Raw genomic sequence first — 14,795 nt, 5'->3', positions numbered from 1 at the left:
CCCCCTCGCCACCCCCACCCGCCGGCTCTTCGGCTCCCGGGTCGTCGCCGGAGCCGCCGCCGCGGCCGCCGTCGGCACCGTCGGCTACGGCACCTACGGCGTCGTCGCGGGCCCCAAGGTCAAGCGGGTCACCGTCCCGCTGGCCAAGCTCCCGCGCGCGGCGCACGGTTACCGGATCGCGGTCGTCAGCGACATCCACCTCGGCCCCGTCCTGGGCCGCGGCTTCGCACAGAAGGTCGTCGACACCATCAACGGCACCCAGCCCGACCTCATCGCGGTCGTCGGCGACCTGGTGGACGGCAGCGTGAAGGACCTCGGCCCCGCGGCGGCCCCGCTCGCCCAGCTCCGGGCGAGACACGGCGCGTTCTTCGTCACCGGCAACCACGAGTACTTCTCCGGCGCCGAGCAGTGGGTCGACGAGGTACGCCGCCTGGGCCTGCGCCCGCTGGAGAACGCCCGGACCGAGCTGACCCACTTCGACCTGGCCGGTGTCAACGACATCGCGGGCGAGAGCGAGGGCCAGGGCCCCGACTTCGCCAAGGCCCTCGGCGACCGGGACAAGGCACGCGCGTGCGTGCTCCTCGCCCACCAGCCGGTGCAGATCCACGACGCCGTCGACCACGGAGTCGACCTCCAGCTCTCCGGCCACACCCACGGCGGCCAGCTCTGGCCGGGCAACCTCGTCGCGGGCATGGCCAACCCGACCCTGGCCGGACTGGACCGCTACGGCGACACCCAGCTGTACGTCAGCCGCGGCGCGGGCGCCTGGGGACCGCCCACGCGCGTGGGCGCCCCGTCGGACATCACGGTGATCGAGCTGGCGTCCCGTCAGGCCTGACCGGAAACACCGGAAACACCCTTGGGTAAGTTCTTTCCCATATCGCCAGAAAGCCCTTCCCCCTGGTGAAACACGTGTGATTAGGTGTGCCCGCCACTTAGGGGAGTGGCGGATATTCACCTATTCACTGCTCATGTGGGGGCCCGTCACGGGCCGGGGAGAGGGCACACCCATGCGTTCGGTTCGCATGCGGATTCTCGCGACGCTGCTCGTGCTGGCGGCCGTGGGAGTAGGCGGCTGGCAGTTGTTGCCGTCGCAGCAGGACGAGAACAGGACCATCACGGTCGGCACGACGGACGCCGTCACATCGCTCGATCCGGCCGGCGCCTATGACGCCGGTTCCTGGGCGCTGTTCAGCAACGTCTACCAGTCACTGATGACCTTCGAGCCGGGTGGCGTCGCACCCGAGCCGGACGCGGCGCAGAGCTGCTCCTTCGCCGGCACCGATCTGAAGACGTACCGCTGTGAACTGCGCTCGGGCCTCACCTTCCCGAGCGGGCGCGCCATGACCGCGCAGGACGTCAAGTACTCCTTCGACCGCGTCAAGCGGATCAAGTCCGACGTCGGCCCGTCCTCGCTGCTGAGCACGCTCGCCTCGGTGAGCGCGAGCGGGCGTACGGTCACCTTCCGGCTGTCGTCGCCGGACGCCACGTTCCCGCTCAAGGTGGCCACCGGGGCGGGCGCCATCGTGGACCGCGAGAAGTACCCGGCCGACGCGCTGCGCACCGACAACGCTGTCGACGGCACCGGCCCGTACACCCTGAGCGCGTACACCAAGGAGAAGGAGGCCGTCCTCGCTCCCAACACGCGGTACAAGGGCGCCGTCAAGGGCACCGGCCGCCCGGTCGAACTGCGTTACTACGCCGACGCGGACGCCCTCGACAGCGCCTGGAAGGCGAAGCGGATCGATGTCGCCACCCGCACGCTGCCGCCCGAGGTCCTCGCCGGGCTGAACGCCGCCGACCCGGGCCAGCGGGTCTCCGAGGCCGACAGCTCCGAGATCCGCAACCTCTACTTCAACACCCGCAAGGGCTCACCGCTGCACGACGTCCGGGTCCGGCAGGCCATGGCCTGGCTGATCGACCGCGAGCGGCTGGCGGCCACGGTGTACAAGGGGACCGTCGACCCGCTGTTCTCGCTGATCCCGACGGGCATCACCGGCCACACCACGTCGTTCTTCGACACCTACCCCAAGCTGAGCGCCCCCAAGGCGCGCGTCCTGCTCAGCGAGGCCGGTGTGAGCCTGCCCGTCCGCTTCACCTACGGCTATGGCGCCGGCCGTGGCGCCGGAGCCGAGGAGGCCGCGGAGATCAAGCGGCAGCTGGAGTCGACCGGGCTGTTCAAGGTGACGGTCAAGGGCTACGAGTGGACCGACTTCCAGAAGCGCTGGGCGAGCGGCAAGCTCGACGCGTACGCCGTCGGCTGGGTCGCGGACTTCCCCGACCCGGACACCTACGGCGGGCCGCTCGTCGGCAGCGACGGCACCATGAACACCGGGTACAGCGACAAGGCCGTGGACCGGCTGATCACGGCCAGTCAGCAGTACGCGGACCGCAGTGAGGCCACGAAGGATTTCCGGCTGCTTCAGGAGGCCGTCGCCCGGGACGTTCCGGTGATTCCGCTGTGGCAGGCCAAGGAGTACGTGGTCGCGAGCGAGGAGGTGGGTGGGGGGCAGTACCTCTCGGACGGCACCGGTGTCTTCCGGCTCTGGCGACTTACCTGGATCTGACTACGCTCCGGGGTGGTGGGTTCGGCTGGATCGCGGCTGCGGGTGGCTTGTGGTTACTCGCGCAGTTCCCCGCGCCCCTTGGGTGGGTAGAGTCACCGTCACTCTCAGACCCTCACCCGGTGCCGAGTCCACCGTCACCTCGCCGTCGTGTGCCTCCACCACGCCCTGCACGATCGCCATGCCCAGGCCGCTGCCGGCGCCCCCGCCGGCCCGGAAGAACCGGTCGAAGACGCGGGCCGCGTCCTCCTCGCACAGACCCGGCCCCTCGTCCTCGACGCACAGTCGGACCACGCCGTCCGCTCGCTCCACCCCCAGCCGCACCGGTATGTCGGCGGGGGTGTGGGTGCGGACGTTGCTCAGGAGGTTGCCCAGCACCTGGCGCAGGCCCGACTCGTCGGCGTGCACCAGCAGGGCTCCGTCGGCGGCGACGGTGATGGGCCGTTCGGGCTGCTGCACCCGCAGGTCCTCGGCCGCCTCGCGCACCAGACGGCTCAGATCGACGTTGCGGAAGCGCAGTTCGGGCCGCTGGTCGAGGCGGGCCAGGGTGAGGAGTTCGTCGACGAGCCGGCCCATGCGGTCGACCTCGCCGTTCATCCGGTCCCAGGCCCGCTTGCGCTCGGCCGGCTCGGTCAGCATCCCCTTGTCGTACAGCTGGAGATAGCCGCGTATGGCGGACAGCGGGGTGCGCAGCTCGTGCGAGGCGTCGCCGACGAAGCGGCGCAGCTGGGCCGTGCTGCGCTCGCGCGTGCGGTACGCCGACTCCACCTGGTGGAGCATGGAGTTGAGGGCCACCCGCAGCTGTTCCACCTCCAGGGTCGAGTGGCGGCTGGAGGGGATCCGCCGGGTCAGGTCGCCCTCGGCGATGGCCGACGAGGTCTCCACCATGTCCTCCAGCGGCCGCATCCAGCGCAGCACGCTGATCATGGTCAGGCAGGCCAGCAGCGCCAGCAGTACGGTGCCGACGGTGAGGTCCATCCTGAGCGCCTTGCCCATGCCCTCGTGCAGGCCCTCGGTCGGCATGGCGATCAGTACGACGGTGCCGTCCGACAGCCGCGCGCCGGCGATCCGGTAGCGGTCGCCCTCGACGCGTACGTCCCGCGGGTCCTCGTCGGCGGCGAGAGCGACCGGATCCTGCGCGGCGGCGGCGAGCGCGTGCTGGCGGGGTGTCGGCTTCAGCGGGCCCAGGGCCACCGGCTTTCCCGCGGCGTCGACCGCGACGTACACCATCGTCGGGCTCGGCAGCGGATCCGTGTCCGTGGCGCCGTCGCCGTTGAACTTGTCCAGCGCGATACCCAGTTCGCTCAGCGACTCGATCTGCTGGAGCGTGAACCCGGCGTTCCCCAGCGTGGTCCGCGCGCTCTTCAGCTCGGTGTCCACCTTGTCGAGCAGATAGAACCGCGCCGTCATCAGGCTGACCGCGGTCGCGACGACGATGCCGACGGCCAGCAGCGCCACGTTCGCCAGCGTCAGCTTGCCGCGCAGCGAGTGGACGCCGCGCCGGGGGCGGGCGCGGAAGATCCTGGGAACCCTCATGCCAGCCCGTATCCGACGCCCCGCCGTGTGGTGATCACCGGCGGTCCCAGGGCGTCCAGCTTGCGCCGCAGATAGCTGATGTAGGTCTCCACGACGGTCGACTCGGGCGGGGTGTGCTCGTACTGCCAGACATGGCGCAGGAGTTGCTCCTTGGGCACGATCCGGCCGCCGTTGCGCACCAGGAAGCGCAGCAGGGCGTACTCGGTGGGGGTGAGCTCGACGGTGCGGCCCGCGCGGCGCACCGAGTACGTCGTCTCGTCCAGCTCCAGGTCGCCGTAGCGCAGGGGCGGCCGCTGCGGGAGGACGTCGGCCGGTCGGGTGCGGCGCAGTACCGCCGTGATCCGGGCGACGACCTCGTCGATGTTGAACGGCTTGGTGATGTAGTCGTCGCCGAAGCCGAGGGCGCCGACGATCTCGGCGGGCGAGTCGCGTGCGGTGAGGAAGACCAGCGCCAGGTCGGGCCGCCGCTCGCGCAGTTCACGCCCCAGCGCCCGGCCGTCGCCGTCCGGGAGCATGACGTCGAGCAGCGCCACGTCCGGCCGGGTGCGCTCGGCGAGGGCGAGGCCCTCGCGGACCGTGCCCGCGATCATCACCTCGAACCGGTGGTAGCGCAGGGCGATGGCGAGGACGTCGGCGATGCTCTCCTCGTCCTCCACGACCAGCACGGTGCCAGAACCCGTCGTCATGCCCCCAGTATCGGCGGGGCCACTGACAGTCGGGCGGGTTCGCCCTTTGGAGTTCCTTGAGAGTCATGGCCGTCGCCTGCCACGCGCGCACGGCGCCGCCAATCCTGTTGCCCAGGACCTGGGGGACCGACCGAACCGAATAAGGAGCGTTGAGCGTGGCGACATTGGCACGGTGGTGCTATCGGCACCGGCTGGTGGTCCTGTTGCTGTGGGTGGGGGCGCTGTTCGGCCTGGGCGCGGCGAGTTCCGCCGCCGGCACGAACTACGCGAACGTCTTCTCCCTCCCGGACACGGACTCCGCGACCGCGTACGACCTGATGGAGAAGGCCTTCCCGGAGCGCGCGGGCGACACCGACACGGTGGTGTGGAAGGTGGACGAGGGGAGCGTGCGGGACGAGTCCGTACGGTCCCGGATCGAGCCCGCGCTGGCGGAGATCGGGCGGATGAAGGGGGTCGGCGAGGTCACCGACCCGTACGCGGCACAAGGGGCCGCGCAGATCAGCCGGGACGGGGGGATCGCCTACGCGCAGGTGACCTTCACCGAGCAGGCGAACGCCGTCCCCAAGGAGCTGATCGAGGACGTCGTCGACACGGCGCAGGCCGCCGAACGGGGCGGACTCCAGGTGGAGCTGGGCGGCCAGGCCATCGCCCGCACCCAGGAGCCGCCGCAGGGCACCGCGGAGGCGGTCGGCATCCTCGCGGCGGCGGTCGTGCTGTTCCTGGCCTTCGGCTCGCTCTTCGCGATGCTGCTGCCGATCGTCGTGGCGGTCGCGGGCGTCGGCACCGGAATGATCGCCACGATGCTGATGAGCCATGTCACGGACGTGCCCGAAGTGGCCCCGCTGCTCGGCTCGCTGATCGGCCTGGGCGTCGGCATCGACTACGCCCTGTTCATCGTCACCCGGCACCGGCGCGGCATCCTGCGCGGGATGAAGCCCGAGGACGCGGCCGTCACCGCCCTCAACACCTCCGGCCGCGCCGTGCTGTTCGCGGGCGGCACGGTCTGCATCGCGCTCGCCGGGATGCTGGTGATGAACATGCGGTTCCTGGACGGCGTCGTCATCGCGACCTCGCTCACCGTCGTCCTGAGCGTGCTCGCCGCGATCACCCTGCTGCCCGCCCTCCTCGGCCTGCTCGGCACGCGGGTGCTCAGCCGCCGGCAGCGGCGCCGGCTCGCCGCGACGGGACCGGAGCCGGCGGAGGCGAGCGGGCTCGCCGCGCGCTGGTCGTCGTACGTCCAAAGGCGCCCGCGGCCGATCGCGGCGCTGGCCCTCGTCGTCATGGCCGTTCTCGCGATCCCCGTGCTGTCGTTGCGTCTCGGCGCCACCGACCAGGGCAACCACCAGGAGTCGGCCACCACCCGGCAGGCCTACGACCTGCTGGCCGAGGGCTTCGGGCCCGGCGTGAACGGCCCCCTCCAGGTCGTCGTCGACGGCGACGCCCCCTCGGGTCTTGTCGAGGGCATCCGCGCCACCGACGGCGTCGCCCAGGTGGCCGCCGTACCGCCCGCGAACGGTGTCACGGTCATCCAGGTCGTACCGACCACGTCACCCCAGTCCGAGGAGACGGACCGGCTGATCGACCGGCTGCGCGACGACGTGATCCCGGAGTCGGGCGCCGAGGCCCATGTCGGCGGGGTGACGGCGGTCTTCAAGGACTTCGCCTCGGTGACCGGCGACCGGCTGCCGTACTTCGTGGCGACGATCATCGCGCTCGGCTTCCTGCTCCTGCTGGTGGCGTTCCGCTCGCTGGTGGTGCCGCTGACGGCGGCCCTGATGAACCTCGTCGCGGCGGCCGCGTCCTTCGGTGTCCTGGTGGCGATCTTCCAGTGGGGCTGGGGCGCCGAACTGCTCGGGATCGGCAAGGAGGGTCCGATCACGTCGTTCCTGCCGGTCATCATGCTGTCGCTGCTGTTCGGCCTCTCCATGGACTACCAGGTGTTCCTGGTGAGCCGGATGCACGAGGAGTGGGTCCACACGAAGGACAACGCGCGCGCGGTGCGCGTCGGCCTCGCGGAGACCAGCCGGGTCATCAACTCGGCGGCCCTGATCATGATCTGTGTGTTCAGCGCGTTCGTGCTGAGCGGCGACATGGAAGGCGCGATGGCGGGCATCGGCCTCGCGGCGGCGGTCGCCCTGGACGCGTTCATCCTGCGTACGGCACTGGTGCCGGCCGCGATGCATCTGCTCGGCAGGTCGAACTGGTGGCTGCCGGACTGGCTGGAGAAGCGGCTGCCGCATCTCGCGGTCGAGCCGAAGGAGGAGGCGCCGGTGGCCGAGGAGGAGCCGGTCGTGACGGGCCGGGCGTCGGTCGTCCACGGGTTCATCCGCACCGCCGACGGCGATCCGGTCGACGGCGCGGCGGTGACGCTGCTGACGAAGGGCGGACGCCGGCTGGACGGGGTGACGTCCCTGGCCGACGGGTCGTACATCGTCTCGGTGCCGGCGCCGGGAACGTATCTGCTGGCGGCCACCGCCGAGTCGTACGAGTCCCGGGCGGCCCAGGTGGTGGTGGCGGACGGGCCGCTGGTGTACGACGTCGAGCTGGCCGACGGTGAGGTGGACGCCGTCAACTGACGGTCGGCGCGAGGCGTTCCAGGGGCGCTCGTCTCAGGCGGGCGCCCCTTACTCGTCCTTGCTCGCCCTCTCCTTCGCCGGGTCCGGCAGCGCGTTGGTCATGCCGGGCAGGAAGTCCGTGAACAGCTCGTGCACCTCGCGCACCAGCGGCCGCAGCACCCGGAACCGGGCCAGCGCCACCCCTCGCGCGGTCAGCCGGGCGCCCCGCTCGGCCAGCCGGTAGCTGCGCTCGCGGCCCTCGGTGCGGTCGAAGATCCAGTACAGGACGAGCCCCATCTGGGAGAGCCACATCAACTCCGGCAGCACATCCCGCAGCTCCTCGGGCACCTTCGTCCTCGTCGCGCCCGCCAGCACCTGCCGGTGGACGTCGATGGCCTCCACGCGCGCGTGCTCGGACTCGGCCGAGAAGGGACTGAGCGGGCTGTCGGGATCGGCGGCGTTCTTGAAGAACTGCACGGCGAACTCGTGGTACGGCGTCGCGATGTCCAGCCATACCTTCAGCACACCGGCGAGACGTGCCTCCAGGTCGGTCTCGCGGGCCAGGACGTCCCGGATCGCCGCCTGGTGCTCGGCGGCGATCCGGTCGTAGAAGCCCTGGATCAGGTGTTCCTTGCCCTCGAAGTAGTAATACGCGTTTCCTACGGAGACCCCGGCCTCCTGGGCGATGGCCCGCATCGTCGTCTTGTCGTAGCCGCGCTCCTGGAAGAGCCGCATGGCGGTCTCCAGGATCAGCGCGCGGGTCTGCTCGGACTTGCTGGGCGTGTCGCCCTGTTCAGGGCTGTCGTTCTTCGAGGGCACGGAACGAGAGCCTAACGAGTGGTGATTCGGCCGACGGTCAGGAGGTCTGTGCCGTCTGGTACAGGTTCTGGGCGTCGGCGCCGAAGTACGGGCCGTACATCCGGTTCGGCAGGAAGTTGTACTTGAAGCTGTTCACCGAGGACAGCAGACCCTTGCCGGTGGCCTCGTCGAACTGCGTGAACCAGGGGCCGCCGCTGGAGCCACCGGTCATGTTGCAGTTCATGCCGTGGTCGTCGGAGAGCAGGAAGTCGCGGTCGGTGGTGCCGGAGCAGTAGATGAACTTCTCGCCGTCGTAGGGGGCGGCGGCCGGGAAGCCGAACGAGTACATGCGCTTGTTGTAGCCGGTGTTGAAGGCCAGCCCCTGCCCGCCGACGACGTCCGTCAGCAGCTTGCCGTCCAGCGGGGCGACGACCGCCGCGCCGACGTCGTAGTTAATGTCCTCGCTCGCCGTCCACTGCGGTGTGGACAGGGTCTTCGACGCGGTCCAGCGGCCGTAGGGGGCCTGTCCGTCGTGGTAGCCGGGGACGAAGACCCAGTCGGTGTGCCAGGCGCCCTCCAGCTTCACGCAGTGGCCCGCCGTGATGACGGTGCTCTTGTTGGAGCTGGTGACGGCGTTGCCGGAACAGGACGCCGTACGGCCCTGGTAGGTGAAGAACACGCGGCCGGCCGTGGAGACGACCGAACCGCCGCCGGTCCACTGACCGCCGGTGTTCGGGAAGGCCAGCAGGCCGACGTCGGAGACGGCCTTTCCGACCGCGCCGACGGCTCCGGCCAGTCCGGTCGCCGGGGCGCTGGGGGCGACCTTGGTCGCGATGCCCTTCGCGGGTGCCGAACCGCCTTCGGCGTGACCGTCGACGCTCACCAGGTCGAGCGGGGTCGCCGCGCGCATCCGTTGCGGTGTCCAGAACTCGCGGGCCTGGCGCTGCGCGTCGGCCGGGACCGAGCTGACGCCGGTCGAGGTGTCGGGCTTCGGCGCGGCGCCCGCGGGTGTGGCGAGTGCGCCCGCGGTGAGGAGCGCCGTGACGCCGATCAGGGTGCCGAGGAGGGGGCGGGGTATGCGGGTGACGCCGGGTATGCCTCTCACGCGTACTCCTTCTGCGATGGGGGGACCGGGCGACCGGGTGGGCGCCGCCCGGCTGACGACAGACAGTCGATGCGAGTGCGGAGTGGAGAACCGGGAGGCAGCGTGCCAACCCGAGCACCGTTTTGGAAGGGCGCATGCCAAATCCTGGTTCCAAAACGAGCCGTTCAGGACGAATCGGCCGCCCGCGCCCCGCCCGGACGACCGCTCGACACCGGCCTCACTCGCCACCGACCTAAAAGCCGGCCTCACCGCCGGCCCCCCTCCCGGCCTCACCGCGGGGCGCAGGAACCGCTCTCGCAGCCCGGCGCGTTGTACGTCCAGCCCCGACTCGGGTCGTACGACCACCCGTCCCCGCGCCGATAGGCCCGCCCGCCCCACTGCCCCCGGCTCGACTGCGCCTGACTCCACTGCGCCCCGCCCGGCCAGGCCCCGCTCGACTGTGCCCCGCGCCACTTGGCGGCGGCGAGCACGGCCCCCTTGGCGAGTCGCATCCCGGCCGGGGTGCTGAGGCGATGCGCGAGTCCCCGGTGCTCGCGCAGCGCCCACAGCGTGACGATCCAGGCGGCCCCGCCCCGGTAGACCTGTCCCGCGTCGCCGACGACGGTGATCTCGTCGAGGGTGGCCGCGTGGTCGAGGTCGGGGTGGCGCCGGCGGGCCTCGTCGGACCCGGCCGGGACCAGCTCCAGCGGCACCAACTGCGGCTGCCGCAGGAGCCAGTCGCGCAGGAAGGTGCACAGGGAGCACTGGGCGTCGTAGAGGACGGTGAGCCGCCGCACCGCGGCGCCGGCCGCCTTGTGTGTCGCCGCGCCGGCCGTCATGCCGGCGGCCCCGCCCGCTGTCGTGCCGGACATCGGCTCACGCCCCGGCCGAGGGAGCGACCCAGCCCTGCGGTGCGACCGGCGGCACCTGCTCGCGCTCCATCACGCCGCGCCGTCGGATCTTGTTGAGCACGTAGACGTTGCCCAGGTGCATCACGCCGAGCACGAGCAGCACCACGCCGAGCTTGGTCGACAGGGTCTCGAAGATCCCGCGTGTGTCGAGGACGGTGTCGTCGTCGCCCAGATACAGCGCGACGAAGCCGAGGTTGACGAGGTAGAAGCCGACCACGAGCAGATGGTTCACGGCGTCGGCGAGCTTCTCGTTCCCGCGCAGCACGTCGGCGAGGAAGATCCGGCCGTTGCGACTGAGCGTGCGGGCCACCCAGACGGTGAGCGCGATGCTGACGACCAGGTAGATGACATAGGCGATGACCGTGCGATCCATGGCCTCCCCCTTCTTGAACACGTTCAAAAGGCTGACAGGGGTGACTGTAGGCCCTGTCTTTGAACATGTTCAACTCAATGGACGTGAGGTCTCCGTCACGTCCCCGCCGGCGTCAGGGGCGGCGTCCGAGCTCCGGCCGTTTGGAGTAGTCCGTGAACCCGGTGACGTTCCCCCAGGGATCGGCGATCTCGACGGTCCAGCCGGTGGCGCCGGAGAAGGGCTCGTCGAGCGGTTCGATGCCCGCGTCGCGCAACGCCCGCGCCGCCATCCGCGCGTCCGGTACCTCCAGCCACAGGCGCGGTGAGGGCCAGGGGGGCGACCGGTGGCCCATCGCGTCCTCGGCGCGCAGCAGGACCCCGGGCGTCTCGCCCCCGACCTTCAGCAGCGCGATCCCGGCCTCGTCGAGCCGGAACCCGACCGCGAACCCGGCGCGCTCGTAGAAACGGACGGCCTCGCCGAGGTCGCCGACCGGCAGCAGCACATGGTCGAACCCGAGCAGTTCGTACGACTCGTCATCTGACATGCCGTCAGAGTAAGGCGATGATCGGCCGGATCCGGTGATTGTCAGTGGCGGCTCGTACTGTCGTCGTCATGGGAATCGTGACGTTCGTCGACGAGACGACAAGCGGGAGCCGCGGTGACGGCTGGGGGCTGGAGATCGCCGAGGAGCGGCTCACCGTGCGCGAGCTGATCCGGCGCCGGGTGTTCCAGGAGGTCACCGAGTACAACGCGCGTACACCGGAGGTGTTCCAGGGACTCGTGCAGCCGAAGGACGCCGAACGCGTGCTGAACGGGTACGCGATGCGCACGGCCCGCCGCATGGATCCCGAGGCCCAGACCGAGCTCGCGCTGAAGGCCTTCGCGGGCAACGGCTTCCTGGTGCTCGTCGGCGACCGCCAGGTCACCGGCCTCGACGACGAGATCGAGCTCGCGCTCGGCACCGAGATCACGTTCCTCAAGCTCGTCCCGCTGGTGGGTGGCTGATGACCTCTTCGAAGTCCGAGCTGGCCGAGCTGGTCCGTGAGGTCGTCGGCCTCGTCACCGCCGAGGACATCGGACGGATCGTCCCGGGACTGCTCAGGGTCGCCGAGATGACCGACGGCCACTGGAGCGGCGACCGCCAGAACATCTTCCACGCGGTCCTCGCCGCGACCGACGGGTTCCAGAAGGAGCTCGTGCACCGGCTGGCCGCCCGCTACCACGAGCTGGAGCCGGGCAGCCACCCGCGCCGCCACATCGTGAGCGTGCTGACCTGCCTGAGGACGATGGGGACCGCCGTCGAAGGGCAGCCGCTCGACACCAGGGCCGCGCTGATCGACCTGGCAGCCGAGCAGGACGTGCACTACGACCCAGGTCACCTGATCCGGCTCGCCGAACTGGAGCAGGCCGACGGGCGTGAGCTGCCCGGCGAGTTCGTCGCCGTCGTCCGCCGCTCGTACCTGACGCTGTGGAACGGCAAGAAGGCACTGGCGGCACTGGTCGCCCGGTTCGACGAGCCCGCGGTGAACCCGGGCGAGGCATGGTCCGACGAGGCGCTCGCCGAGGTGGCCGAGCTCGGCGACGACTGGCGGCGGCTCCTCGCCCACGCGGCCACCGCGACCGCCGCCCGTCCCTCCGCGAAATGGGACAGGACCGGCCGGACCCTGATCGCGGCACTCGACGCCGACGAGGTGCGGGAGCGGCTGCTGTCCTGGCTCCGGCTGGTGGGCAGGCCACGCACGCGTCCCCTGCTGCCACCGCGCTACGGGCCCGATCCCAACGCCACCTTCGACCCGTACAACGCCGACGCGCTGCGCGGCCTCGCCTGGCTGCTCTCCCTCCTGCCCGCACACCCCGAGACCGCCCGCGCCCTCGGCGCCCTCGCCGAGGCGACCCTGCGCAAGGTTCCGGGCCTCGGACCGGTGAACCCCAAGGTCGCCAACGCCGCGGTCAACGCCCTGGCCCGCATCGACAGCGAGGCGGCCCTCGCCGAACTGGCCCGCCTCGCCACCCGCGTGACCTTCAAGGGCACCCTCAAGCTCCTCGACACCGCGCTGGACGCCCGCGCGAAGACGATGGGCCTCAGCCGCGAGGAGATCGAGGAACTGGCCGTACCGGCCTACGGCCTGACGGAGGTGGGCCGAGCCGAGCACCGGCTCGGCGAGGCCACGGCCCTGCTCGAAGTGCGCGGCCCCAAGGCCGTACTGAGCTGGCGCAACGCGAACGGCAGGACGGTGAAGAGCGTACCCGCCGCCGTACGGCGCGACCACGCCGACGAGCTCAAGGAGCTGAAGGCGGCGGTCAAGGACATCGACAGGATGCTCCCGGCCCAGAGCGAGCGCCTGGACCGCCAGTTCCTGGCCCGCCGCGGCTGGCCGTACGCCGCCTGGCGCGAGCGCTACCTCGACCACCCACTGGTCGGCACCCTGGCCCGCCGGCTGCTCTGGACGGTCGACGGCACGACCGCCGGGTACGCCGACGGCGCGCTGCGGACACTGGCCGACACACCGGTGACCGAAGGAACCCGGGTCGAGCTCTGGCACCCGGTCGGCCACGACCCCGCCGAGATCGTCGCCTGGCGCGACTGGCTGGAGCGGCACGGCGTCACCCAGCCCTTCAAGCAGGCCCACCGCGAGGTGTACCTGCTGACGGACGCCGAGCGCACGACGGGGACGTACTCGAACCGCTTCGCGGCGCATGTCCTGCGCCAGTACCAGTTCCACTCCCTGGCCGCGATCCGGGGCTGGCACAACAAGCTGCGCCTGGCCGTCGACGACGAGGCGCCGCCCGCCGTACGGGAACTGCCCCAGTGGGGGCTGCGCGCCGAGTACTGGATCGGGGGCGACGGCGGCGAGGACTACGACGAGATCACCGACTCCGGCAGCTTCCTGCGCCTGCGCACCGACCAGGTCCGCTTCTACCCGATCGACGCCCCGCACAACTCGGCGCACTGCTGCGGCGGTGAGTACCGCATGTGGCTGCGCGACGGCGCCGACCCGGTCGAACCGGTGCCGCTGACGGACATCCCGCCCCTGGTCCTGTCGGAAGTCCTGCGCGACGTGGACCTGTTCGTCGGCGTGGCGAGCGTCGGCAACGACCCGACGTGGCAGGACGGGGGCCCCGACGGACGCTTCCGGGAGTACTGGACGTCGTACGGCTTCGGTGAACTGGGCGCGAGCGCTCAGACCCGCCGGGTTCTGCTCGAACGCCTGATACCGAGGCTCGCCATCGCCGACCGCTGCACGATCGAGGGCCGTTTCCTCCAGGTGAAGGGCGAGCGGCACACGTACAAGATCCACCTCGGCTCGGGCAACATCCTCATGACCCCGGACGACCGGTATCTGTGCATCGTCCCCAAGTCCAACCCGGCCGCCCCGCAGGCAGGTTACCTGCCCTACGAGGGCGACCGGATGCTGGCGGTGATCCTCAGCAAGGCGATGATGCTGGCCGACGACACGAAGATCACGGATCCGACGATCCTGAGCCAACTATGAGCAGGACACCCGTCGCGTGCTCACCGCGATGTCGTCCATCCGGATGTCGTACGACGACGGCGCCGGGTCGGCCTGGTACAGCTGCCAGCCCAGCTTCAGCCTGTCGAAGGTCGGGAAGGTGAAGGGGTCCGACGTGCCGCCGTGCTGGTGGGTGGAGACGGTCAGGTCGGGCTGTTCGACGCCGTCGAAGTAGACCGTGACGCGGTTGTCGGTGGCATCCAGGTGGAACTCCACGCAACTCCAGCGGGCGGCGGCGGCCGGGGCGGAGGTCTTCCAGGACGTCCAGTCGCCCGTGGGGCCCAGGTCGGAGCCGACGCCCCAGAAGTTGCCGTGGTCGGTCGGGGCGTACTGGCCGCCCAAGGGGCGCACCAGAGTGGGGGAGTCCGAGCCGGACGCCTCGGCGATGGTCCAGTGCGCCCAGTCCGGGGCGGTGGGGAAGGCGTCCACGCGCAGCCGCAGCCGGGCCCAGTAGCTGTTGCCGGGCGAGGTCAGGTCGGGGAGGACCAGGAAGGCCCGGCCGTTGCCCTCGGTGTGGATGCGCAGTTCGCGGCCGGGGCGGCCCGTGCTGCTCGGGGCGACGGTCAGGGAGCCGTCGGAGACGTCGCTGGTCCAGCCGCGCCCCTCCGTCACCGGACCCAGGGGGAGGCGGTCGAAGTTCTCGTGGGCGAGCGTCGGACGCGGGACGGGGGACGGAGGATGCGGGACAGGGGATGCGGAGGCAGTGGGGGGTATCGCGAGCAGGAGGGCGGCCGTGGCCGACAGCGCGGCGGCCGCCTTTCTCAGGAATGCCATGAGGGCAGTCTGTCTTGAAGTCT

The 14,795-nt window shown here is 71.0% G+C and carries 13 protein-coding genes; 5 read left to right on the top strand and 8 right to left on the bottom strand.

What is annotated here, in order from left to right; all coding sequences use genetic code 11:
* The coding region (locus L0P92_RS16435; RefSeq protein WP_234763453.1) for a metallophosphoesterase at positions 1–838 on the top strand (838 nt) is incomplete at its 5' end.
* Between the two features lie 172 nt (positions 839–1,010).
* Positions 1,011–2,567 carry an ABC transporter substrate-binding protein gene (locus L0P92_RS16430; RefSeq protein WP_234763452.1) on the top strand — a complete coding sequence of 519 codons (1,557 nt, stop codon included), beginning with the start codon at positions 1,011–1,013 and terminating at the stop codon, positions 2,565–2,567.
* Here L0P92_RS16430 and L0P92_RS16425 read toward each other — a convergent pair whose 3' ends face one another.
* On the bottom strand, positions 2,568–4,100 hold the full coding sequence (locus L0P92_RS16425; protein WP_234763451.1) for a sensor histidine kinase: 1,533 nt from the start codon (positions 4,098–4,100) through the stop codon (positions 2,568–2,570).
* Positions 4,097–4,786, bottom strand: coding sequence for a response regulator transcription factor (locus tag L0P92_RS16420; RefSeq protein ID WP_234763450.1), 690 nt, complete (start codon positions 4,784–4,786; stop codon positions 4,097–4,099). The genes L0P92_RS16425 and L0P92_RS16420 overlap by 4 nt, the downstream gene beginning before the upstream one ends.
* Before the next feature lie 164 nt (positions 4,787–4,950).
* On the opposite strand from L0P92_RS16420, the gene L0P92_RS16415 reads away from it, so the two are divergent.
* Positions 4,951–7,362 (top strand): MMPL family transporter, encoded by a 2,412-nt coding sequence (locus L0P92_RS16415; protein WP_234763457.1) that lies wholly within the window; start codon positions 4,951–4,953, stop codon positions 7,360–7,362.
* A 48-nt stretch (positions 7,363–7,410) separates the two neighbouring features.
* On the opposite strand, the gene L0P92_RS16410 is transcribed toward L0P92_RS16415, so the two are convergent.
* The 5 genes from L0P92_RS16410 to L0P92_RS16390 form a co-directional block, all read right to left on the bottom strand.
* Positions 7,411–8,160, bottom strand: coding sequence for a TetR/AcrR family transcriptional regulator (locus tag L0P92_RS16410; protein ID WP_234763449.1), 750 nt, complete (start codon positions 8,158–8,160; stop codon positions 7,411–7,413).
* Positions 8,161–8,197: 37 nt separating this feature from the next.
* Positions 8,198–9,244 carry a trypsin-like serine peptidase gene (locus tag L0P92_RS16405; protein ID WP_372497272.1) on the bottom strand — a complete coding sequence of 349 codons (1,047 nt, stop codon included), beginning with the start codon at positions 9,242–9,244 and terminating at the stop codon, positions 8,198–8,200.
* A 269-nt stretch (positions 9,245–9,513) separates the two neighbouring features.
* Positions 9,514–10,062: a thiol-disulfide oxidoreductase DCC family protein gene (locus tag L0P92_RS16400; protein ID WP_234763455.1), complete on the bottom strand. Its 549-nt coding sequence runs from the start codon at positions 10,060–10,062 to the stop codon at positions 9,514–9,516.
* A gap of 37 nt (positions 10,063–10,099) precedes the next feature.
* Positions 10,100–10,507 (bottom strand): hypothetical protein, encoded by a 408-nt coding sequence (locus tag L0P92_RS16395; protein WP_234763448.1) that lies wholly within the window; start codon positions 10,505–10,507, stop codon positions 10,100–10,102.
* 112 nt (positions 10,508–10,619) lie between these two features.
* Positions 10,620–11,030: a VOC family protein gene (locus tag L0P92_RS16390; protein WP_234763447.1), complete on the bottom strand. Its 411-nt coding sequence runs from the start codon at positions 11,028–11,030 to the stop codon at positions 10,620–10,622.
* A gap of 68 nt (positions 11,031–11,098) precedes the next feature.
* Here L0P92_RS16390 and L0P92_RS16385 point away from each other — a divergent pair, with 68 nt between their 5' ends.
* Together L0P92_RS16385 and L0P92_RS16380 are read left to right on the top strand one after the other, a co-directional pair.
* Positions 11,099–11,491 carry a hypothetical protein gene (locus tag L0P92_RS16385; RefSeq protein ID WP_234763446.1) on the top strand — a complete coding sequence of 131 codons (393 nt, stop codon included), beginning with the start codon at positions 11,099–11,101 and terminating at the stop codon, positions 11,489–11,491.
* A complete protein-coding gene (locus L0P92_RS16380) occupies positions 11,491–13,980 on the top strand; it encodes a DUF4132 domain-containing protein (RefSeq protein WP_234763445.1) in 2,490 nt (829 codons plus the stop codon). Before L0P92_RS16385 ends, L0P92_RS16380 begins: the two co-directional genes overlap by 1 nt.
* On the opposite strand, the gene L0P92_RS16375 is transcribed toward L0P92_RS16380, so the two are convergent.
* Positions 13,975–14,772: a LamG-like jellyroll fold domain-containing protein gene (locus tag L0P92_RS16375; protein WP_234763444.1), complete on the bottom strand. Its 798-nt coding sequence runs from the start codon at positions 14,770–14,772 to the stop codon at positions 13,975–13,977. The two genes, L0P92_RS16380 and L0P92_RS16375, sit on opposite strands and share 6 nt — an antisense overlap.
* Positions 14,773–14,795 lie beyond the last annotated feature (23 nt).

This window comes from Streptomyces muensis (assembly GCF_021474425.1).
GTDB lineage: Bacteria > Actinomycetota > Actinomycetes > Streptomycetales > Streptomycetaceae > Streptomyces > Streptomyces muensis.
Note: the sequence above shows the minus strand (reverse complement) of the source record. Positions and strands in the feature narration are given on the sequence as shown.

Bases quoted from the DNA above. Each gene is read 5' to 3' on its own strand.
- L0P92_RS16395 (WP_234763448.1), bottom strand. From the start codon at position 10,507: ATGGATCGCACGGTCATCGCCTATGTCATCTACCTGGTCGTCAGCATC.
- L0P92_RS16390 (WP_234763447.1), bottom strand. From the start codon at position 11,030: ATGTCAGATGACGAGTCGTACGAACTGCTCGGGTTCGACCATGTGCTG.
- L0P92_RS16375 (WP_234763444.1), bottom strand. From the start codon at position 14,772: ATGGCATTCCTGAGAAAGGCGGCCGCCGCGCTGTCGGCCACGGCCGCC.
- L0P92_RS16425 (WP_234763451.1), bottom strand. From the start codon at position 4,100: ATGAGGGTTCCCAGGATCTTCCGCGCCCGCCCCCGGCGCGGCGTCCAC.
- L0P92_RS16430 (WP_234763452.1), top strand. From the start codon at position 1,011: ATGCGTTCGGTTCGCATGCGGATTCTCGCGACGCTGCTCGTGCTGGCG.
- L0P92_RS16380 (WP_234763445.1), top strand. From the start codon at position 11,491: ATGACCTCTTCGAAGTCCGAGCTGGCCGAGCTGGTCCGTGAGGTCGTC.
- L0P92_RS16400 (WP_234763455.1), bottom strand. From the start codon at position 10,062: ATGACGGCCGGCGCGGCGACACACAAGGCGGCCGGCGCCGCGGTGCGG.
- L0P92_RS16385 (WP_234763446.1), top strand. From the start codon at position 11,099: ATGGGAATCGTGACGTTCGTCGACGAGACGACAAGCGGGAGCCGCGGT.
- L0P92_RS16420 (WP_234763450.1), bottom strand. From the start codon at position 4,786: ATGACGACGGGTTCTGGCACCGTGCTGGTCGTGGAGGACGAGGAGAGC.